At 49.2% G+C, this 19,136-nt stretch carries 21 protein-coding genes; 7 read left to right on the top strand and 14 right to left on the bottom strand.

The window, feature by feature from the left end:
- Window positions 1–732, top strand: a 732-nt coding sequence (locus tag D6C13_RS22090; protein ID WP_482822412.1) for a terminase large subunit domain-containing protein, incomplete at its 5' end; no start/stop codon positions are given.
- Window positions 733–734: 2 nt separating this feature from the next.
- Entirely contained in the window at window positions 735–1,766 is a 1,032-nt protein-coding gene (locus D6C13_RS22085; protein ID WP_120134831.1) for a phage portal protein, read from the top strand.
- A 368-nt stretch (window positions 1,767–2,134) separates the two neighbouring features.
- On the opposite strand, the gene D6C13_RS22080 is transcribed toward D6C13_RS22085, so the two are convergent.
- Window positions 2,135–2,323, bottom strand: a complete 189-nt coding sequence (locus D6C13_RS22080) for a hypothetical protein (RefSeq protein ID WP_120134830.1) — start codon at window positions 2,321–2,323, stop codon at window positions 2,135–2,137.
- 215 nt (window positions 2,324–2,538) lie between these two features.
- Between D6C13_RS22080 and D6C13_RS22075 the strand changes: the two genes are divergently transcribed.
- On the top strand, window positions 2,539–3,021 hold the full coding sequence (locus D6C13_RS22075) for an Hcp family type VI secretion system effector (protein ID WP_120134829.1): 483 nt from the start codon (window positions 2,539–2,541) through the stop codon (window positions 3,019–3,021).
- A gap of 24 nt (window positions 3,022–3,045) precedes the next feature.
- Here D6C13_RS22075 and D6C13_RS22070 read toward each other — a convergent pair whose 3' ends face one another.
- From D6C13_RS22070 to D6C13_RS22030, 9 genes are all read right to left on the bottom strand, one after another.
- The gene (locus D6C13_RS22070; protein WP_120134828.1) at window positions 3,046–3,360 is read right to left on the bottom strand and encodes a DUF1493 family protein; all 315 of its coding nucleotides are present in this window, start codon (window positions 3,358–3,360) and stop codon (window positions 3,046–3,048) included.
- Window positions 3,360–3,809: an STM2901 family protein gene (locus tag D6C13_RS22065; protein ID WP_120134827.1), complete on the bottom strand. Its 450-nt coding sequence runs from the start codon at window positions 3,807–3,809 to the stop codon at window positions 3,360–3,362. The genes D6C13_RS22070 and D6C13_RS22065 overlap by 1 nt, the downstream gene beginning before the upstream one ends.
- Before the next feature lie 128 nt (window positions 3,810–3,937).
- Window positions 3,938–6,181 carry a replication endonuclease gene (locus tag D6C13_RS22060; RefSeq protein ID WP_120134826.1) on the bottom strand — a complete coding sequence of 748 codons (2,244 nt, stop codon included), beginning with the start codon at window positions 6,179–6,181 and terminating at the stop codon, window positions 3,938–3,940.
- Window positions 6,182–6,260: 79 nt separating this feature from the next.
- Complete coding sequence (locus D6C13_RS26235; RefSeq protein WP_425272744.1) at window positions 6,261–6,389, bottom strand: TraR/DksA C4-type zinc finger protein; 129 nt, start codon at window positions 6,387–6,389, stop codon at window positions 6,261–6,263.
- Between the two features lie 95 nt (window positions 6,390–6,484).
- On the bottom strand, window positions 6,485–6,739 hold the full coding sequence (locus D6C13_RS22050) for a DUF2732 family protein (protein ID WP_120134824.1): 255 nt from the start codon (window positions 6,737–6,739) through the stop codon (window positions 6,485–6,487).
- A 65-nt stretch (window positions 6,740–6,804) separates the two neighbouring features.
- Window positions 6,805–7,107 carry a hypothetical protein gene (locus tag D6C13_RS22045; protein WP_120134823.1) on the bottom strand — a complete coding sequence of 101 codons (303 nt, stop codon included), beginning with the start codon at window positions 7,105–7,107 and terminating at the stop codon, window positions 6,805–6,807.
- A gap of 7 nt (window positions 7,108–7,114) precedes the next feature.
- Window positions 7,115–7,285: a phage filamentation protein Fil family protein gene (locus tag D6C13_RS22040; RefSeq protein ID WP_120134822.1), complete on the bottom strand. Its 171-nt coding sequence runs from the start codon at window positions 7,283–7,285 to the stop codon at window positions 7,115–7,117.
- 2 nt (window positions 7,286–7,287) lie between these two features.
- Window positions 7,288–7,794 (bottom strand): phage regulatory CII family protein, encoded by a 507-nt coding sequence (locus D6C13_RS22035; RefSeq protein WP_120134821.1) that lies wholly within the window; start codon window positions 7,792–7,794, stop codon window positions 7,288–7,290.
- A gap of 30 nt (window positions 7,795–7,824) precedes the next feature.
- Window positions 7,825–8,088 (bottom strand): hypothetical protein, encoded by a 264-nt coding sequence (locus D6C13_RS22030; protein ID WP_425272743.1) that lies wholly within the window; start codon window positions 8,086–8,088, stop codon window positions 7,825–7,827.
- A 131-nt stretch (window positions 8,089–8,219) separates the two neighbouring features.
- Between D6C13_RS22030 and D6C13_RS22025 the strand changes: the two genes are divergently transcribed.
- On the top strand, window positions 8,220–8,807 hold the full coding sequence (locus D6C13_RS22025; RefSeq protein ID WP_120134819.1) for a phage repressor protein CI: 588 nt from the start codon (window positions 8,220–8,222) through the stop codon (window positions 8,805–8,807).
- A complete protein-coding gene (locus tag D6C13_RS22020; protein ID WP_120134818.1) occupies window positions 8,807–9,799 on the top strand; it encodes a phage integrase in 993 nt (330 codons plus the stop codon). Before D6C13_RS22025 ends, D6C13_RS22020 begins: the two co-directional genes overlap by 1 nt.
- Window positions 9,800–10,178: 379 nt before the next feature.
- On the opposite strand, the gene D6C13_RS22015 is transcribed toward D6C13_RS22020, so the two are convergent.
- The 4 genes from D6C13_RS22015 to pdxR all read right to left on the bottom strand — a co-directional run bounded on the left by D6C13_RS22015 (window position 10,179) and on the right by pdxR (window position 16,253).
- Complete coding sequence (locus tag D6C13_RS22015; protein WP_120134817.1) at window positions 10,179–11,165, bottom strand: replication initiation protein; 987 nt, start codon at window positions 11,163–11,165, stop codon at window positions 10,179–10,181.
- A 1,373-nt stretch (window positions 11,166–12,538) separates the two neighbouring features.
- A complete protein-coding gene (locus D6C13_RS22010) occupies window positions 12,539–12,748 on the bottom strand; it encodes a plasmid partition protein ParG (protein ID WP_112289538.1) in 210 nt (69 codons plus the stop codon).
- The gene (gene parA / locus D6C13_RS22005) at window positions 12,745–13,371 is read right to left on the bottom strand and encodes a ParA family partition ATPase (protein ID WP_014341720.1); all 627 of its coding nucleotides are present in this window, start codon (window positions 13,369–13,371) and stop codon (window positions 12,745–12,747) included. The genes D6C13_RS22010 and parA overlap by 4 nt, the downstream gene beginning before the upstream one ends.
- Before the next feature lie 1,373 nt (window positions 13,372–14,744).
- Window positions 14,745–16,253, bottom strand: a complete 1,509-nt coding sequence (pdxR, locus tag D6C13_RS22000) for a MocR-like pyridoxine biosynthesis transcription factor PdxR (protein ID WP_120134816.1) — start codon at window positions 16,251–16,253, stop codon at window positions 14,745–14,747.
- 147 nt (window positions 16,254–16,400) lie between these two features.
- On the opposite strand from pdxR, the gene D6C13_RS21995 reads away from it, so the two are divergent.
- Both D6C13_RS21995 and D6C13_RS21990 read left to right on the top strand, forming a co-directional pair.
- Window positions 16,401–17,669 carry a 4-aminobutyrate--2-oxoglutarate transaminase gene (locus D6C13_RS21995; protein ID WP_120134815.1) on the top strand — a complete coding sequence of 423 codons (1,269 nt, stop codon included), beginning with the start codon at window positions 16,401–16,403 and terminating at the stop codon, window positions 17,667–17,669.
- A gap of 7 nt (window positions 17,670–17,676) precedes the next feature.
- Window positions 17,677–19,131: an NAD-dependent succinate-semialdehyde dehydrogenase gene (locus D6C13_RS21990; protein WP_120134814.1), complete on the top strand. Its 1,455-nt coding sequence runs from the start codon at window positions 17,677–17,679 to the stop codon at window positions 19,129–19,131.
- Window positions 19,132–19,136: the final 5 nt, after the last annotated feature.

Raw genomic sequence — 19,136 nt, 5'->3', positions numbered from 1 at the left:
AACCTGTTCAACATCGACACGCTGAAGCAGGAAAACAGCGCCGAGGATTTCCGCAACCTGTTCATGTGTGAGTTTGTTGACGATCAGGCGTCGGTGTTCCCGTTTGCCGAGCTGCAACGCTGCATGGTGGAAAGCGGAGAGGAATGGGAAGATTTCAGCCCGTTTGCCGTGCGTCCGTTTGGCTATCGCGCCGTCTGGATTGGTTACGACCCGTCGCACACCGGCGACAGCGCAGGCTGTGCCGTGGTGGCTCCGCCGCTGGTGGACGGCGGCAAGTTCCGCGTATTGGAACGTCACCAGTGGAAAGGCATGGACTTCGCCGCCCAGGCGAAAAGCATTGAGGAGTTAACGAAACGGTACTGCGTGGAATACATCGGCGTGGACGCCACCGGCATCGGCCAGGGCGTGTTTCAGCTTGTCCGGCAGTTCTTCCCCGCCGCGATGGAAATCCGCTACAGCCCCGAAACGAAAACGAAAATGGTGTTGAAAGCAAAAGACACCATCACTTCCGGACGTCTGGAGTACGACACCAACCACAAAGACATCACGTCGTCATTCATGGCAATCCGCAAAACCATGACCGCCAGCGGCAGCCGTTCCACCTACGAGGCAAGCCGCAGCGAGGAAGCCAGCCACGCGGATGTCGCCTGGGCAATCATGCATGCACTGCTTAACGAACCGCTGACCGCCGCGAACGGCGGCCAAAGCCCTAACATCCTGGAGTTTTATTAATTATGAGTAAGCGCAAATTCCGCAAGGCGGCATCAACTACCGTCACCGCAACGGCGCAGCAGACCAGCGGCGCTGAAGCGTTCAGCTTTGGCGATCCGACGCCGGTGTTAGACCGCCGCGAAATCCTGGACTACATCGAATGCACGGGAAACGGTCAGTGGTACGAGCCGCCGGTCAGCTTTGACGGACTGGCTCGCACGCTGCGCGCTGCGGTGCATCACAGCTCCTCGCTGTATGTGAAACGTAATATTCTGGCCTCGACCTTTGTCCCGCACCCGTTACTATCGCAGCAGGAGTTCAGCCGGTTTGCCCTGGATTACCTGGTATTCGGGAATGCGTTTTTAGAAGTGATCCGCAACCAGCTCGGCGACGCCGTGGTGATGAAGACCGTGCCCGCCAAATATGCGCGGCGCGGGGTTGAGTCTGATACTTACTGGTTTGTGCAGCAATGGAAGGACGCGCACCAGTTCGAAGCCGGTAGCGTGTTTCATCTGATTGAACCGGACATTAATCAGGAGCTGTACGGCCTGCCGGAATACCTCAGCGCCCTGAATTCTGCCTGGCTTAATGAGGCAGCCACGCTGTTCCGCCGCAAGTACTACCAGAACGGCGCACACGCTGGTTACATTCTGTACATGACGGACGCAGCGCAAAGCAGCAGTGATATTGATTCCATGCGCAAAGCGATGCGTGACACGAAAGGCCTGGGCAACTTCCGTAACCTGTTCATGTACGCACCGAACGGCAAGCCGGACGGGATCAAGATTTTGCCGCTCAGTGAAGTCGCAACCAAAGATGATTTCTTTAATATCAAGAAAGCCAGCCAGAACGATTTGCTGTGCGCGCACCGTGTGCCGCCGCAGATGATGGGGATTATTCCGGAGAACAGCGGCGGGTTTGGTGATTCGGTTAAGGCTTCGCAGGTATTTGTGCGCAATGAGCTGACGCCGTTGCAGGAACGGTTTAAGGAGTTGAATGCGTGGTTTGGGGAGGAGGTGATCAGGTTTACTACTTATGAACTTATGCCAGAGTAAGGCGGCAAAGCTCCGTGATACAGGGCTTAAGCACTACCACAAAGTTCCCGCCTACTTCATCCCACATCACACAAACGCCTCAGAGCCACGCTGCGCTGACCGGCGCGAAATAACAGCGTAGTCCGTTTTAAATGAAAAAATGACTCAGCGTGTCACACGCGGAGTCATTTTTTGCTGCTCTGAACCTCGGCGCGCGCAATGTTACCCGCCTGCCCCCTTCTGACTTGGCTGACTGTTTTTAATGCATCAGGGAGAATGCCATAGAGCGCCGCCAGTGGAGCGCTCAGGCATATTTTGATCCTATTGGGATCATGCAAAACAACGCACTCTATGCATGCATAGACCCCCCATAGAGACATGTTCAGCGATCAGTGGATTTTTCCAGGCGCATTGGAGTTAAAAATTGCTTTGAGCAATTCCTCATTGGCCGCCGATGCCATTTCTGAAATCCATGCAGCAACCACCTCGCGTTCCTCAGCATCGCAATCAACGCGAGTGGAAAGTTTTGCAATCAACCCTATCCGCTCCAGTAATACCGCCATATGTAAATCGTCCATTCGCCGCTCCATTCTGTACTGGTTATATATACAGTATGTTAAGTTTTTTTTTAAATGATTTCCATATATTTCTAAGCCTTATCCTAATCCTTGATGCTCCTTTTCGTGAGGCTTGGTTACTAAATGTACGTTTGCTTATCCTTCATGAATACCACATTGTTTTAGTGGTTTTTTGGGTGTATGTTTTTCCAACATAACATAAGGAGTTGTTAACGATGGCTATACCAGCATACCTATGGCTTAAAGATGACGGCGGTGCGCTCATCAAGGGCGGTTCAGATGTCAAAGACAGGGAATACAGCATCGAGGTTAAAGGTTTCCATCACAACCTGATGATTCCTACTGACAACGCTACGGGCAAAGTCACCGGTACACGGATGCATTCACCGCTGCTAATCGTGAAAGATTTCGACTGCTCAAGCCCATATATCTATAAAGCTGTGGCAACGGGTCAGAATCTGGAATCGGCTGAAATCAAATGGTATCGGATTAATGACGCTGGCCAGGAAGTTGAGTATTTCAACATGCTGTTAGAAAAGGTTCGGATAGTGTCCATCTCTCCGGCTATGGCAACTGGCGACAACACGCAAGATAACCATCTGGAAACCGTAGAGCTACGCTACGAAAAAATCACGTGGAAGCATAACGACGGCAACATTATTTTTGCTGATTCGTGGAATGACCGCCAGACAGCATAATGTGAAAAAGGGGCATAGCGCCCCTTAATCGTATAACCACTTACCAGCTTTGGCAGACTCAATAATCATCTCGACAGTAAGAGGCTTGTACACCTTGTCTTTGAACTGCCGTCGAAGCCGGAACCACCACCACGGCAATTCAGGTTGAAAATAATCATCAATATTAAAGTTGTCGTATTTGATGTTATACCGTATGAATAAATCTAAAAGCATTTCTTCCAGCTCTTCCGGTACAAAGTAAAAATGTTCTCTAAAAGTCCAGTCTTTGCTGACTGGTTTCTTCCGGTCACTGTAATGTTCAGTGATGTATTGAAGAATCTCATTTTCATCAATTTCCATCAGAAGTACGTCCATGCTATACGGTGCTCAGGTCTGGCAATAAGATTGTATTTATTGCGGGTGTCCTTAGACACCTGAATAATCAGTATTACCGCCTGAGCATACCCAAGATAGGGGAAAGCCCGACCTACGGCGGCTCCGATTTTGTTCGTATGGCGAACCTCACCAAGTACCAGTGTTTCAAGACGTATTCCATTAGGAAATCTTGCATTATTGAAAATACGTCTTGCCATCTTGGAGGCTATGCTTGTTCGCTTCCCCTTCGACCCCAACACCTGACGCTTAGGTATAATGGGTTGGCCTGCGATGATGGTTGCGGCAGTTTCAACTGCCATGCCCGTATGGTCTGCTAATGACTCGATGAAGATTAGCCATAGCAATTCGTCTTTAGTTACGTTGTCGTGCCCGTGGTAGAAGTACGTCCCGCCAAGAGTTTCAGTTGTATCCATCTGATTAGCGTCCCTTATTGGTGTGCGGTTTCGAAATACTACCATCAAGAATGGGGGAACGGAGCTTATAAAGAGTTTTTCAGATTATGTGCAGAGGCAGTGAATTGATAGGGCGAAGACGATACGTATCATTCAAATTCAGCCCAGTCCGGCAACGGCTCAAAGCTCATAACCAGATCACCAAAGCTGACTTTTGCACCTCGGCTTAATGCTTCCAACTCCCAACGCTCCGCAGTGATATTGTTTTTCATCAATTCACGCTCAATTTTAGGCAATCGCGCCCGTTCTTCTGTCGTCATTCTTGCCGACGGGGCAACATCGCGCCCCTTTGTTGGGTCAAAACTTCGCTGCGCCTTGCTGACTCTCGGCGTTTCCTCCCTGATGCGCGCCACAATCGCCCTCACGGCGGCTGTGTCTGTCCAGTCAATAACTCGCAGGTTGTCAGAAGTGGACGCCGTAGCGGTGCTCCCAGCCTGCCTATCATGCCAATTTGTAGCCTGTTTCTTTCCACCTAACCCACAGTTATTGACAGGACTCCGAGGCGCGCCGGAGGCGCTTTTTGAGGTCAAAAACTCAACGTCAACGGCAGAAGAAACGATCCGCCATTGTGTTGTACGGGTTTCATAAACATGGGAGTCGCCGAGGTGAGGCGCGAAAATACCGACAACCTTTTTCACTTCCTCATCGTATGCGTTCAACTCATCAGCAACGCGGCGGGCTACACGCACAGTCTGATCGTCGCGTGGGACATTTGCGCCACCCTGGGCTGACATGTATGCCATAAAATCACCGGCATCAGCCGCAGCGCGTACAGCTTCAACTTCTTCGTCAAAGGTTTCAGTCAGACTAATGGAACGGATGCGGCGGCACTCGCGGTATGAACCCATGGCAGGCAGGCCAATAGGATGAAATTGAGGGATCCGCCAGGTAGCAGCCCAGGCCGTAACAGCGGCAGCGGAATCTGTCAGCAGCTCGCCGGTTTCGTGGTCGCGTTCGCCTTCCAGTGCATAGCCGTCGATGTTCTTTGCAATGTATTTAGCAATATAGCCAGCCGCGCCACCACGGTTCATGTGCTTACAGTCAAAGCGGTTCTTTGCTGCACCGCGCTCGTCACCGTCTTCTTTCATGGCGTATTTGCGCATGATATCGATCACCCGCTGACGCATGGCGGGTTTAGTGAATAGCATCATGTGCCAGTGCGGCGTCGCGTCGTGGTGTGGTTCCACTACTCGCATACCGTATACAGACAAATCGTTATCCTTAAACGCGGTGCGCATTTTGCTCCAGATCCCGCACAGATAACGCTGTGCATCTTTCGGGGTAAAGGCTTCTTTGTCCCAAGCGTGATTTCGCTGAACGCGCTTTTTATCGCCCTTACCCACCATACGGGTCGGGTGATATTTGGACGGGGTGGTGATAGTGAGGAACATTCCGACGTCGCCATTTGCAGCGGCATATTTTTCGGTGCCGGCGATCGTGCTCATTAGCTCCATACGGCGGATTTCAGGGTTTGAAATACTCGCCATCACTTTGTCGATCAGACTGAAACGCTCGCCGGTTTCGATGTTCTCCAGGTCGCAGCTTTTCAGATAGTCGAGATTCGACAGGCGGCGCGCACGTACCTCACGGATAGCCTGCTTACTGGCATACGGGGAAGCGTCACGGTTCACTTTGCCGATAGCGATTAACAAAGATTCACGCCATCGGGTGCGCTGGCCTTTCAACTGACTTAACCACCAATCCGGATTAACCAGGCGTGACATGGAGGCGATAGCAGAAACGGCATCCAGCTTGCCTTTGCAAAACCTTGTCCAGTACATCGGCGTGACATTGAAAGCCTGAGCCATACCTGCGATCTCGCTGTACAGCTCGCACTGGGTATCAGTCTTAAAAAGAATCGAATTATCCCCGTTGTATTGAGCAAGAAGCTGATCACAACGGTCTTCATAGATTTCTTTCAGTTGTCCGGCGATGTCCTGGGCGAACCGGCGCAAGGGTTTATCGCTCATGCTCGGCAGCCGGTGATAGGTGTCAGCCTCAGACATAAACATCATGGAGGCATTAAGATTCATTTCATGAGCAGAATTGACTGCATCCACACGCGGCAGAATGCTGCGCCCCAACGTGTAAATCAGATATTTATGTGCAGCGTGAACGCCCTGCTCTTTCAGCAAATATTTAAAGCGGCCTGTAAATATTTCCCGGAGATCGGTGGAAAGGTTTTTTACTTTGATTAAAACAGCTTGCCCCTGATCGTATTCATCACGGGTAAGCGGTCTTTCCATGCCAGAAACAGCCTGGCGTGGTTTGTTCCAGGAAAACGCCCAGACCTCGGGCGTTTTAATCTGAGGAGTAAAGCGGCTGGTCTGCATTACATGCCGTCTTTGAGATCAATGACCAGATAGCTCGCATTGATAGCGGCCAATACGAGCAACACCACCGCAAATATGATCACTGGTTGCCTCGGTAGTGTTTGGCATTGAGTTCACGAAGTTCTTTGCAATACACACAAAGCTCAACCCCTGGCAGAGCTGCACGGCGTTCTTCGGGAATTGGTCGCTCACAGTCAAGACAGAACATTGCAGAAACACCCGTCACTACCTGTCGTACTGCGTTAATCTGGGACTCAAGTATTTCTGCCTGACGCTCTGTGATTGAATCGAGTAAATCCGGCATCAGATAATCTCCCACGCTTCGTTTTGAATGCGCTCAGCCTCTTGGCGCAGTATTTCAACAGCACCACGCCCTCCAACATCCTTTTGAAGAATGAAAGCCGCAATCGCATCAAGGCGGGCAGAGAACACGGCAGCCAGATTTCGCCTTTCGTCTAAACGTGCATCAGATAATGAAGCTAAATAAGCAATATATTCGGCCTGCACTGCCCCCTGATTTGATGAAAATTTGATTGGGTGAGTCTCAATATTTCGCATAATGAATTCCTGTTTTTAGGCAAAAGAATGCCCGGCGGGTTTACGCCAATTAATTTCAATTCGGGTTAGTGTCTGATATTTATCTTGCAGTCATCTTCACTGATAAATTTCGGAAGTGACTCAGTTAAACCAAGTAAGGAATTCAGCGCCGCAACCACTTGATGTCTCTCAGTCGGCGTCAATTCTGCAAACTTCATTTCTACGTGACGATTTTTCAGGCCAGCATGAAAGCAGATCGTTTTACGCATATGCAGCGGCTGACTATCAAATGTTTCCTGCGCTACATTCTTTTTGTGTTCCAACATCTCTTTAATTTTTGTCAGATGCTTTTTACCGATCTGGATATGTTCTTCGTTCCCTAAAAACATAGTCACCTCAACTAAACAGTCGCTTAAGAAGCGGCTTTGAATTTCTTACGGCCTGCGGGGCAGTGGATTTTAACAGTGAAGGACTCCAACGCTTTCCGCCAGGCAGCTCGATGCAACCATGACCAAAGTGACGTAAAGGACTTTGCTGTTTCAGAAGTGGTGCAATTGAGATAGGCATAATCACATCATCCCATTCGTAGCAACGCTGGCGACGGCGCCGACGGCAGAGGCCAGCACTGGTGATCCTTCGACCCGCCCCTGAATAGCCAAACCGATCAGCGACAAGTGGCGGATCCCTGCGTTCACACTTTCAATAATTGCGTTTTTAGCCTGCCGTGTTTGCCGTTCCGGTGATGCCGCACCCGCAGCAACCGATCCCAGCGCCGCCGTGGCGTGAAGCGTGTAGGTAGCAATATTCCCCTCGGCCAACTCATTTACTGGAACCGCAGGCATACATTTCATCTGTGCCAGCAATCCATCGATCAGAGTTGCGTCTTCGGTAGCATCAGTGATCACTGCAATTTCAATGGCAGTAAGCTGATGAACCTGATCAGGATTCAGCTTGTTACGTAGGGTCTGTTCTTTCATTCCAATAGTGCGAGCAAGTTTTGACAGGTTGTGACGAACGGCAAAAGCACGACACGCGTTATCGAAATGCGGCTGGTTGGAAACCTGAAAATCAAACATGTTTACCTCTCTAAATTCACTTAATGTGAATTAAGCACCAATAACAATTTGAAATCGTGAATGACCAAGATTCTTTTTGGCTTCCATTTCTTTATAACGAGCGTAAAGAATTTTGATAGGACCGAACGCACGCTTCCGACCTTTTTTGATGGTGCGCGGTTCGATAGGAATACGTGGATTTTCGCCGGTTGTCTGGCGGTAAACAGTACGAACAGAAACGCCTTCCAGGGCTGCAAATTCCTCTGGATGCACTGTTGCTCGGGGGATCTTGATTGTAATGAGGACGGTCATAATGCATCATTTCCTTTTTAGTGATTTTTTGCTCATTGATTGCCACCGTTTGCCAACTATTGCCATCAATGAATCAGGTTTAGCCGCACTTTAATGCGTAAGCGCGCATTATTCAATACGTAGGTACGTAATTCATGGAAAAAGATGCTGGTATAAGTAACGAAGATGTTCTTAATCGAATTTGCCAAGCTTATGGATTTAGCCAGAAAATCCAGCTAGCCAGACACTTCAACATTGCTGCAAGTTCGCTGCAAAATCGCTACACACGCGGCTCCATCTCCTATGACTTTATAGTTCATTGCTCCCTGGAAACCGGAACGGAGACACGCTGGTTGCTAACAGGAGAAGGAGAAAACTCAAGGAGTGGACTAGATAACTTAAATGCTCAAAACGCCTCTTCTACATTCAAATTATTCACTTTAAGTGAAGGAAAACTTAGTGAAGGCGATTCTATGAATATCGATCATAAGTTTTTTGGTAAAGCCCTTACTCAACCGATCTGCGTTAAATCTGATGGGAAAACTCATATGGTTGAAAAAGATGCATCTCTTTCTGACGGTACATGGTTGGTCGATATTGAAGGATCTATCAGCATCCGCGACCTGACGTTATTACCGGCTAGGAAACTTCACGTTGCTGGCGGCAAAGTCCCTTTTGAATGCGGCATTGATGACATAAAAACGCTTGGTCGTGTGATAGGGATTTATGCAGAGGTAAACTGATGGCAATCAGAAAACAGGCCGATGGATGGTGGCTGTGCGAGCTTTATCCGAACGGTGCAAAGGGTAAACGTATACGCAAAAAATTCGCCACCAAAGGTGAAGCTTTGGCATTCGAACAACACACTATTACCAAACCCTGGCTGGATGAAAAGGCTGATAACCGCACTCTGATAGAAGTGTTGAAAATCTGGTACTACGCCCATGGCCTTACGCTTAAAGATGCAGACAGACGTCTTGCCGTGATGACACATGCTTCTGTCTGCATGGGGGAACCACTTGCCAGGGAATTCGATGCAAAGATGTTTTCTCGTTATCGGGAAAAGAGACTTTTGGGGGATTTTTCACGCGGCAACAGAGTGAAGAAGATCACCCCACAAACGATCAATCTTGAGCAGGCATATTTTAGAGCTGTTTTTAACGAGCTTATTCGCCTTGAAGAATGGAAAGGTGAAAACCCGATCAAGAATGTTCGACCGTTCCGGACAGATGAGAGCGAAATGGCTTTTCTAACAAAAGAGCAGATTGAGCAGCTATTGGCGGAATGCAGGAGTGGCGGTAACAATGACTTGGAATGTATTGTAAAACTATGCCTCTCAACGGGCGCACGCTGGTCAGAGGCTCAGGAACTCAGCAAAAGCCAGGTTTCAGAATACAAGGTCACATACACCAAAACCAAAGGTCGAAAAAATCGAACCATTCCGATCAGCAAAGATCTTTACGACTCGCTACCAGCAGTAAAGAGCGGGAGGCTTTTTAATGACTCCTATCGCGAGTTTCGCTCCGCCTTGCAACGCACCGATATACAGTTACCTGCCGGTCAGTCTTCGCATGTCCTCCGCCACACATTCGCTTCTCACTTTATGATGAAGGGGGGCAACATTCTCGTTTTGCAGCGTGTTCTAGGCCACACCGATATCAAAATGACTATGCGCTATGCACATTTTGCGCCTGAACATCTTGAGGAAGCGGTGAGGTTAAACCCGCTGGCTTGAATGGCGATAAAATGGCGGTGCAAATGGAGTAAGTTGGCAATGAAAGGGCAAGCATGGCATAAGGTGTCAGTACTCACTTACTTAGAAAACCTGTTAATACGCTGATAACGGGCTTCCACACTGGGTTTCAAGCTTAATGTGCTTTCGTTAAATAACGTATGGCTTATAGCTTTTGATACAGTCCGCTGAAAAAGCAGTCAAAACGGCTAATGTGGAAAGATTTCCTGATCACACCCAGTAAGCGCTCACCAACCACGCAAGCCCTATAAAATAAGGGAACTTAGTGTGAAAATGCTCATCCCTTCCGGATCCCGTGCAAAGAAAAACGGCGTATCTTTTAAAGATACGCCGTTCTGTTTCAGGCTTAATGCGTTGGCTTTCAGGCAGCGACTTTCTTGCTGCGGGAACTGACTTCGGAGAGGATCTCTTTTTGTTTGTTCTTCTCACCAATCATCTTATACCAGCCTGAAAGCTTGCGAAGATCCGGCAGCGTGGCCTTTTCCTCGACATCGTAAGCACTTAATTTATCACGATACTCTTCAAAAATAGCGATACAACGCCGTGCCCACTCCCCTTCGAGGGCGGATCCTGCGACAGCACGCGGACGTCGTGGTAAACGCGGACGCAGTGGCTTGCTGGCTTCCGGAGCCGATTCATCGACGTAGGCAAACTTGATGGATACTACGGTTCTGCCCTGCTTCACCGGCTCCCAGACCACAGAAATGTCGGTATTGGCATTGATCCGGTTGATCGTCGGCTCAAGCAGCTTCTGGCGGAAGTCGCGATAGTCCTCGTATTTGCCCGCCAAACCGGCCTTCTCGCGCATCCAGTTAAGATCCAGCGTCACTTCTATCGCTTTACCGCTGCGTCGCCCGTAGAGGTTCTTGGCTTTGATTAGCCAGCCATACAGGCGCACGGAAAAGGGAGTATCCAGTTTCGCGATATTGGCGAAATTGAGTTTGGTAAAAGACTCTTTAAGTTCATAGAGATACGGTGCGACGTCCTGTCCGAATCTCAGCACTACTGCGCTGTGATCGTCACTGCTGACGTATTCCAGACGCGAAAACCAGGAAAGCTGCACGGTACGCACCTTGCCGGTTTTCACATCAGGTTTGTAGATGGTCACCGGCTTTTTCATCAGGCTTTCAGCTGCTTCGCGCAACTGGCGGTGGCTGCTTGTCGGGTTTACCCCGTAGATCCGCTGATAATCCTGAGGGAAAAGTCGATAAAGCGTATCCGGTTGCGGTTTCCTGCTATCAATTTGAGCAAGCGCCAGGTTAAGCAAGCGCATTTCATCCAGAGTAACGCTATAGGCACCTTCAAGAAGGTCGTTCCCCTGAACTACTGTGAGTTTATTCAGTTCCATGTAGCAGGATCCATAAGTGGAAAGTAGGTAAATTATTCCACATAAAAAATGCTGACGTAAAGTAAAAACAAAGGTTATTTATTCATTTAAAATCATAAAGTTAAATATAGATCAAAAAAATACGATCAGGAAAAATCTCCACATAAGCATTTCTGACCCGTCAGGGATCCTTTTTTTAACATGCTGGATCGACAGCACTTTTACAGGAAATTACTCCACATAACCCCTCAGAGATCTTTCAAGCCCATGATACCCAAATAAGCCTCCCTCAGAGACTGATGATCAGATAATTCCTCCACATTAGAGGTGTGGGTGTGTGTTTAATCATCAAACACAGCAGTGTGATCCCCTTCTCAATTTGTTTTCTGGTCTGGTTCTTGGGTCGGAATGGATCATCAGGAAAACTTTCCACATATGTCAGGCAATGGGATCAGAAAATATCTCCACATTAGCGGCACAGCCCGTATTAGATCAGGAAATCATTCCACATAGCGGCAGCGATCACTTTGCAGAAAATCTTTCCACATATGCATGAATGCGGGATCAGGAAATTCTTCCACTTATCGGAGCTGCTTTGTTTTAGTCGCTTGTCTGACCCATAACAAATGGCTAATCGGATCAGGAAAAACCTCCACATATCACTATGTGACAACGTCACTATAAAACTAACTCATTGATTTATAGCAATACAAAAGAGATCCCGTTATAAATATCTCTTCTCGCGATCAGATAATGTTTCCACATAAACCCTTTTCGGGATCAGGAAAAATCTCCACATAACTGTTTTATGACCCAGGGTCAGCCCTTTCTGCTGCCTGATTTCTGGCTTTTGGACATCTCTTTTTATCTTTGCGACGTCACGTGACGCTGTCACAGGAAATTCTTCCACATATCCCCTACCGTAATGGGATCAGGAAAAGTATCCACGTATAAGAAAAGGGAGTTATGGCAGTATGTTAGCCGGTAAACGGACGGTTACGGCGTAATGAGCGTTAGAAGGGGTAAAGTATCCACAGAAAATCCTTCCACGTAGATAATGACTTGATCCCTAAAGGTATTATCCACAGAAAAAGACTCTACATTCACCATGAAAAGGATCCACATCGAACATGAAGGATCTCCACCTGGGGCAGGAAATGTCTCCACGATATGGGTTCTAACTCGCTGATAATACAGCGTAAAAACCCTCCCTAAAGAGAAAGATCTAAACTTATAAAATAAACAAAACATTATTTGATCTTGGGATCTCAGGACAACGGAGAGAGGACTTCAGAAAGGTACGGATTGGCATTGAAGGCAGACAGAGCAAGGGATACAGGACTTATACCGCCAGAAACGGGTCTGAGAGACCCGATCCAGCAGCGATAATACTATCAGGCGCGTTCGTTATGGATGAGCCAGGCTTCGATCAGTTCTGTCAGAACATCTTTCATTTCACGATCCTGCAGGAAGCAGCTGGTTTTGAAACGGCGATGCAGTTCCTCATCGATATTTGTCTGTAACTTTTTCACCGATGCTGGCGGTTTAGCTACCGCGTCCAGGGCGGTAGTCAGTTGTCTGTGCTGGCCAAGTTTCATTTTCATTTCAGCAACTCCGTGATTTCTTTGGTCATAATTTCAATTTCACCCTTCGCATTCCCGTCTGTTGTATCGAAAACGGTGCCGCCATCCATCATGGTGCGGATATAAACCTGGCGTTGGGTTGTGCCGGTGCGCAGTGCAGGAACACCCGTGTCGGCAATGGATTCTTTTAATACTTCAAGCATTTTAGCTGATGCCACTTTTTTAGTGATCAGAAAGCGAGCGATCACTGGTTGCAGGTTTTCGCGTGCTTCGACCACGGCCAGAATAGCGCCACAGGCGGCAAAGTCTAAAGGTGACGGTGTCACGGGGATCAGAACTAAATCACTGACCATTACGGCCGCTGATGAGATAGCTGAAATTGCCGCCGCCCCATCAATCACTACGTAATCATATTCTTTCAGTTGCTTGCGTACGGTATAGACTTCTTTTTCAGAAGCTGCTTCCGCGAGGTCGAACTGGCATTTGCTTTCGTCATACCAATTGCTGATGCTCCCCTGTGGATCGGTATCAACCATCACGACTTTGTGCCCTTGTCTTGCCAGACAGGTTGCGATGTTTATTGATGTCGTGGTTTTCCCTACTCCGCCCTTCCCGTTAAGAAAGGAAATAATTTTCGCTGCCATGACAACCTCTTAATGAAGCGTTCAGTGAAGATATCAGCATCCGAAAATCCTAAGATTTTCGGATGCATAAATTTTGTAATCTTAGGATTCTGAGATTTGTTAATCCATGAATCACAGGATTGAAGCATTACTATAAAGTTTGTATCCGGGGATTTCAACATCTAAGGATTATCGAATTATTATATCCCATAATCACAGGATTCTATGATGCGGTTTCTATGCTACTCCTGTAATCTGAGCTATCTTGGTTGATATTAATTTCAGGATTATATGAGGTCAGGATTGCAAGATTTCAGGATGACGGAATCTTCAACATCGGGGTATTGCCTTTTAGTGTATCCGGGGATTATCAAATCACTGAATCTTGTGAATGCAGGATTCAATACTTACCGTCTCATAAGATGACTGGATGAAGATTTTTAAACATATGACTGGACATGAATAAGCCCAACTTTAAAATCTCACCATCTCACCATCTCACCATCTCACCATCTCACCATCTCACCATCTCAACATCTCAACATCTCAACATCTCAACATCTCAACATCTCAACATCTCAACATCTCAACATCTCAACATCTCCGGCTCCCATGATGACATTACGGGATTTCAGGATTCTTGCAGTAGCAGGATTCAGTGATTATTGATGTGAATCCTAGGGCCAAAACTGTCAGAGCATCACAGGATTCTAGAATCATTGAATTATACGGTGTGTAATAGCTGCAGTATAAGATGATGGGATTCTGTAATCTTGAAATCCCACGAGCATGTTTTGATATTGACGAGGTAATAGCATTCAGGGATCCTGAGATTATATGAAGTGCTAATGATTTCAGGATTATGGGATTAACAATAACGGGAATAATCCCAGGATTCTATAATTATTGTTTAATATCAATTTTTTAGTGCAATATCTTAAGGGGGTTTGAAGGATTATAAAATCCCAGGATTATATGATATTTCGTAAGGATTACAGGATTGTATGATTCTAAAAAAGAGAGGGTAAACCATGTAAGCCTTAGACTAGACGTAGGATTCTGGGATGACAGGATGTGTATCCTGTGATTCTGAGTGGTCAGGATTAGGATTCAGGGATTACAGAATTGGTTAGAGCATTTGAGTGAAGCTCAGGATTTAAGGATTGTGTGATTCTGTAATCTTAGTCTGCATCCCAGGATTCAAAGATGATGAAATTCCAGGATTCTTTTCAGATTATAGGGTGTTGAGATTACGGAATTGATTGATTCTGAAATCTCATGATTCAATAATCACGCAATCACGCAATCACGCAATCACGCAATCACGCAATCACGCAATCACGCAATCACGCAATCACGCAATCATAAGATTACTGCGTTCCCGTGTCCACTGCTTAACCCACGGATTGCAACCTGCGTCGCAGGGAGTCGACGATATGCCCGAATGCGGGTTTTATTTCTTCCTCAGGTACACAAGCATATCCGAGCAATAATCCACGGCGCGGGGCAGGGCGAAGATAGTACGCTGAGAGCGGACGCGTAAGTATATTCAACTGTTCAAGTTCAGCACTCAGCGCCACATCGTCAACAAAATCCGGCAGCGAAAGGATGAGATGCAGCCCTGCGTTACTGTCTTCATTCAGATATTCGGGTCCGAGTTCCTGTTCAATAAGCCTGATCAGCACACTTCTACGTTTGCCATAAATTAACCGCATCCGGCGGATATGCGCGGCGTAATGCCCTTCACGAATAAATTCGGCAAGCGTCAGTTGCGTCAGCCCGTTCCCCCCGCGGTATAACTCCGAGTGAGCTATTTTTAAGCGTGATGCCAGAGGACGGGGAAGAACCACGTAACTGATGCGCATTGCAGGGTATAACGTCTTGCTGAATGTACCGATGTAAATCACCGGCGCATCACGACTCAGCCCCTGCAATGCCGGTATAGGACTGCCCGAGTAGCGGAACTCACTGTCGTAATCATCTTCAACAACCCAACTGCCTTGCTCACTGGCTAAAGCCAGAATGTTTTGGCGCCGTGCCAGGCTCATCACCGACCCTAGCGGATAGTGATGTGACGGTGTCACGCAAATCAGTTTCGGCGCGCGGCTATCTTGTGAGATCTCAGACAGATTGTCAGGCGGATCCATGCCGTTTTCATCCACCGGCACCGGCTGAATATCCACCCCATTGATGGTCAGTACATTGCGGATGCCCCAGTAGCTGGGTTCCTCAATCCAGGCGGTATCGCCGGGGTCGCACAGCATTTTAGCCAGCAAATCCAGCGCCTGATGTGTGCCCGAAGTGATCAGAATCTGATCTGCCGTGCAATCAACAGAACGCGCGATACGCAGATAATCCGCCAGCGCATGTTGCAGTTCGGGGCAACCGCCGTGGCGGGAATAAGTCAGGAACTCGGGATGAAGGTGTCGGCTCAGGCGGTTCTGTAGTTTACGCCAGATATCATGCGGAAACTTTGTGACATCGGGTACACCCGGCATGAATGCGCCCCATTGTTGCGCGGCAACGCCAGTACGCGTCAGTAACCGGATGCCGCGATCAGAAAGCACCGCATGACTGCGAACCGGTGCACTGTGCCGGGCCGTTTTATCAGCAATCACGCCGTCTTTAGGTAAATCCGATGTGACGAAGGTCCCACTTCCACAACGAGTCTGAATATATCCCTCAGCCTGTAATTGATCATAGGCGGCCAGCACCGTATTACGCGAAATATCCAGTTCCTTCGCCAGATCACGTGAGGCGGGTAAACGGCTGCCAGGCGTGATGCTGCCGTCAAAGATAGCCTGTTGTAAAGCCAGATAAACCCGCTTATTCAGCGTGCCGGCAGAACTGCCTGAAAGGCCTGTCAGACGTTGCGAAATGAGGTCGGAAAGCAATGAACGCAAAAGTGGTACCTCAAAATAATCGAAACTGGTTCTGGATTATAGAGCCGCTGACGGGATAAAAAACAAGGACAGATTGCGTTTTCGACAAATTATTCACCATGCAACCGGCAATCTCAAAAAACATCAACCTTCAGGCAGGAGCGAAAGATGAGTCACAGTGAACTGGAAAAACGTCGTAAAGAAGCGACACCACGAGGAGTTGGCGTCATGTGTGATTTCTACGCAGCGAAGGCAGAAAATGCCACGCTGTGGGATGAGCAGGGACATGAATACATCGACTTCACTGCCGGGATTGCCGTACTAAACACGGGGCATCGTCACCCAAAAATTGTCGAAGCGATCCGCAAACAGCTCGACCTTTTCACGCACACCGCATACCAGATAGTCCCGTACGCCAGCTTTATAGAACTGGCTGAACGCATCAACGCCATTTCTCCGGTTAATGGCAAAGCCAAAACGACGTTCTTCAGTACCGGTGCGGAAGCGGTCGAAAACGCGGTGAAAATTGCCCGCGCAGCGACAGGTCGCCCTGGCATTCTGACCTTCTCGGGCGCATTCCATGGGCGCACATTGCTGACCATGGCGCTGACCGGCAAAGTAGTGCCTTATAAAGTGGGTTTCGGGCCTTTCCCTGCCTCAGTTTTCCATGCGCAATATCCTAATGCCGTGCACGGCGTCACCACGGAAATGGCGCTCGAGAGCATCGAACGTATTTTCCGCAGTGATATCAGCCCACAGCAGGTTGCGGCAATTTTATATGAGCCGGTGCAAGGGGAGGGCGGTTTCAACATCGCGCCAGAAGATTTCGTGAAGGGTTTACGTGACATTTGTGACCGTCACGGCATCGTTATGATTGCTGACGAAGTGCAGACCGGCTTTGCCCGCACCGGTAAAATGTTTGCCTCCGATTATTACCCTGATGCCAAACCGGACATCGTAACGATGGCGAAAAGTCTTGGCGGCGGGATCCCAATATCAGGCGTGACAGGTCGCGCTGAACTGATGGATGCGCCTGAGCCGGGTGGTCTGGGCGGCACATATGCCGGTAATCCGCTGGCGGTGGCCTCGGCTCTTGCTGTGCTCGACATCATCGAAGAGGAAGAATTATGTGACCGCGCCAGCCGTTTAGGGGCGGAACTGGTGGAAGTGCTGGAAAAAGCCAAAGCGACATGTCCGGCGCTGGTCGATGTTCGCGCCCGCGGTTCAATGGTGGCTGCTGAATTTAACGATCCGGCGACAGGCAAACCCTCCGCTGAGCTGACCAAACAGTATATGCGCAAAGCACTGGATGCCGGTTTGCTGATGCTCAGCTGTGGCGTGCATGGAAACGTGATCCGTTTCCTGTATCCGCTGACCATTCCTGATGCCCAGTTCAAAGACGCACTGGCAATTTTATCCCGCGTTCTGGCTGACTGAGGCAATTATGCGACTAAAACATCAATGTCTTCTGCGCCAGCAATGTCTGATCAATGGCGAATGGTATGACAGTGAAAATGGTGAATACGAGGATGTGACCAATCCGGCTACGGGTGAGGTGATAGCTCGGGTTCCGCAAATCACCACCGCGCAAACGGCGCAGGCCATCGTATATGCAGAACAGGCGCAGCGGGGCTGGAGGGAAAAAACGGCCAAACAGCGTGCGGCGATGATGCAGAAATGGGCACAGCTGATGCTGGAACACGCCGACGATCTGGCGGCATTGCTGACGGCGGAACAGGGCAAGCCGCTGGCAGAGGCACGGGGCGAAATTGTCTACGCCGCTTCCTTTATAGAATGGTTTGCCGAAGAAGCAAAACGCGTCGAAGGCAGCGTACTGGCTCCGGTTCAGGCGTCGCAACGTATGCTGGTTTTGAAACAACCCGTTGGTGTGTGCGCGGCCATCACGCCGTGGAATTTCCCGGCAGCGATGATCACCCGAAAAGCGGCACCTGCGCTGGCTGCGGGCTGCACGATGATCGTCAAACCGGCGGAACAAACGCCGCTCAGCGCGTTAGCGCTCGGGCAACTGGCGATGGAAGCTGGCATTCCGGCAGGCGTATTGCAGGTAATCACCGGTTCAGCGCAGGCCACGGGTAAAGTGCTGTGCGACAGCCCGGTGGTGCGTAAGCTGAGCTTTACCGGTTCGACAGAAGTGGGGCGCATCCTGATGGCGCAAAGTGCGCCGACGGTGAAGAAACTCTCGCTGGAACTGGGCGGCAACGCGCCGTTTATCGTGTTCGATGACGCCAATCTGGAGCGCGCAGTAGCCGGGATCATGGCCTCTAAGTTTCGCAACAGCGGACAAACCTGCGTTTGCGCTAACCGGATTTATGTCCAGCAGGGTATTTATCCGGCGCTTATCGCCAGACTGGTCGAAGAAGTGGAAAAGCTCAACGTGGGCGACGGTACAAAAACGGGGGTGACGCAGGGGCCGCTTATCGACCAGGCTGCGGTCAGTAAAGTGCAGGAGCATATAGAAGAGGCGTTATCGCAGGGCGCAATGTTACTGACCGGCGGCCAGCCGCATGAGCTTGGCGGAACTTTCTTCCAGCCGACGGTTATCGGCAATGTCACGTCATCCATGAAATTTGCCCGCGAAGAAACCTTCGGGCCGGTAGCGCCAGTATTTAGCTTTACGGATGAGGCACAGGTTGTGGCGATGGCAAATGACACAGAGTTTGGCCTCGCGGCATATATTTTCACGCGCGACGCAACACGTCAGTGGCGAGTACCGGAAGCCCTGGAATACGGCATGGTGGGCATTAATACTGGCCTGATTTCTAACGAAGTCGCACCGTTCGGCGGGATCAAACAGTCTGGTCTGGGGCGTGAAGGGTCGCGTCACGGTATGGACGATTATCTGGAAATGAAATACCTGTGCATCGAGTTGGGTGAGTAACGGAG

It is taken from the genome of Rahnella woolbedingensis, from assembly GCF_003602095.1.
Taxonomy (GTDB): domain Bacteria; phylum Pseudomonadota; class Gammaproteobacteria; order Enterobacterales; family Enterobacteriaceae; genus Rahnella; species Rahnella woolbedingensis.
The sequence above is the reverse complement of the archived record's forward strand: the minus strand, read 5'-3'. Positions and strand labels throughout refer to the sequence as shown.

What these genes read in the sequence shown, in the direction of transcription:
- D6C13_RS22085 (WP_120134831.1), top strand. Translation starts at nt 735, where the DNA reads ATGAGTAAGCGCAAATTCCGCAAGGCGGCATCAACTACCGTCACCGCA.
- D6C13_RS22080 (WP_120134830.1), bottom strand. Translation starts at nt 2,323, where the DNA reads ATGGACGATTTACATATGGCGGTATTACTGGAGCGGATAGGGTTGATT.
- D6C13_RS22075 (WP_120134829.1), top strand. Translation starts at nt 2,539, where the DNA reads ATGGCTATACCAGCATACCTATGGCTTAAAGATGACGGCGGTGCGCTC.
- D6C13_RS22070 (WP_120134828.1), bottom strand. Translation starts at nt 3,360, where the DNA reads ATGGAAATTGATGAAAATGAGATTCTTCAATACATCACTGAACATTAC.
- D6C13_RS22065 (WP_120134827.1), bottom strand. Translation starts at nt 3,809, where the DNA reads ATGGATACAACTGAAACTCTTGGCGGGACGTACTTCTACCACGGGCAC.
- D6C13_RS22060 (WP_120134826.1), bottom strand. Translation starts at nt 6,181, where the DNA reads ATGCAGACCAGCCGCTTTACTCCTCAGATTAAAACGCCCGAGGTCTGG.
- D6C13_RS26235 (WP_425272744.1), bottom strand. Translation starts at nt 6,389, where the DNA reads ATGTTCTGTCTTGACTGTGAGCGACCAATTCCCGAAGAACGCCGTGCA.
- D6C13_RS22050 (WP_120134824.1), bottom strand. Translation starts at nt 6,739, where the DNA reads ATGCGAAATATTGAGACTCACCCAATCAAATTTTCATCAAATCAGGGG.
- D6C13_RS22045 (WP_120134823.1), bottom strand. Translation starts at nt 7,107, where the DNA reads ATGTTTTTAGGGAACGAAGAACATATCCAGATCGGTAAAAAGCATCTG.
- D6C13_RS22040 (WP_120134822.1), bottom strand. Translation starts at nt 7,285, where the DNA reads ATGCCTATCTCAATTGCACCACTTCTGAAACAGCAAAGTCCTTTACGT.
- D6C13_RS22035 (WP_120134821.1), bottom strand. Translation starts at nt 7,794, where the DNA reads ATGTTTGATTTTCAGGTTTCCAACCAGCCGCATTTCGATAACGCGTGT.
- D6C13_RS22025 (WP_120134819.1), top strand. Translation starts at nt 8,220, where the DNA reads ATGGAAAAAGATGCTGGTATAAGTAACGAAGATGTTCTTAATCGAATT.
- D6C13_RS22020 (WP_120134818.1), top strand. Translation starts at nt 8,807, where the DNA reads ATGGCAATCAGAAAACAGGCCGATGGATGGTGGCTGTGCGAGCTTTAT.
- D6C13_RS22015 (WP_120134817.1), bottom strand. Translation starts at nt 11,165, where the DNA reads ATGGAACTGAATAAACTCACAGTAGTTCAGGGGAACGACCTTCTTGAA.
- D6C13_RS22010 (WP_112289538.1), bottom strand. Translation starts at nt 12,748, where the DNA reads ATGAAAATGAAACTTGGCCAGCACAGACAACTGACTACCGCCCTGGAC.
- parA (WP_014341720.1), bottom strand. Translation starts at nt 13,371, where the DNA reads ATGGCAGCGAAAATTATTTCCTTTCTTAACGGGAAGGGCGGAGTAGGG.
- D6C13_RS21995 (WP_120134815.1), top strand. Translation starts at nt 16,401, where the DNA reads ATGAGTCACAGTGAACTGGAAAAACGTCGTAAAGAAGCGACACCACGA.
- D6C13_RS21990 (WP_120134814.1), top strand. Translation starts at nt 17,677, where the DNA reads ATGCGACTAAAACATCAATGTCTTCTGCGCCAGCAATGTCTGATCAAT.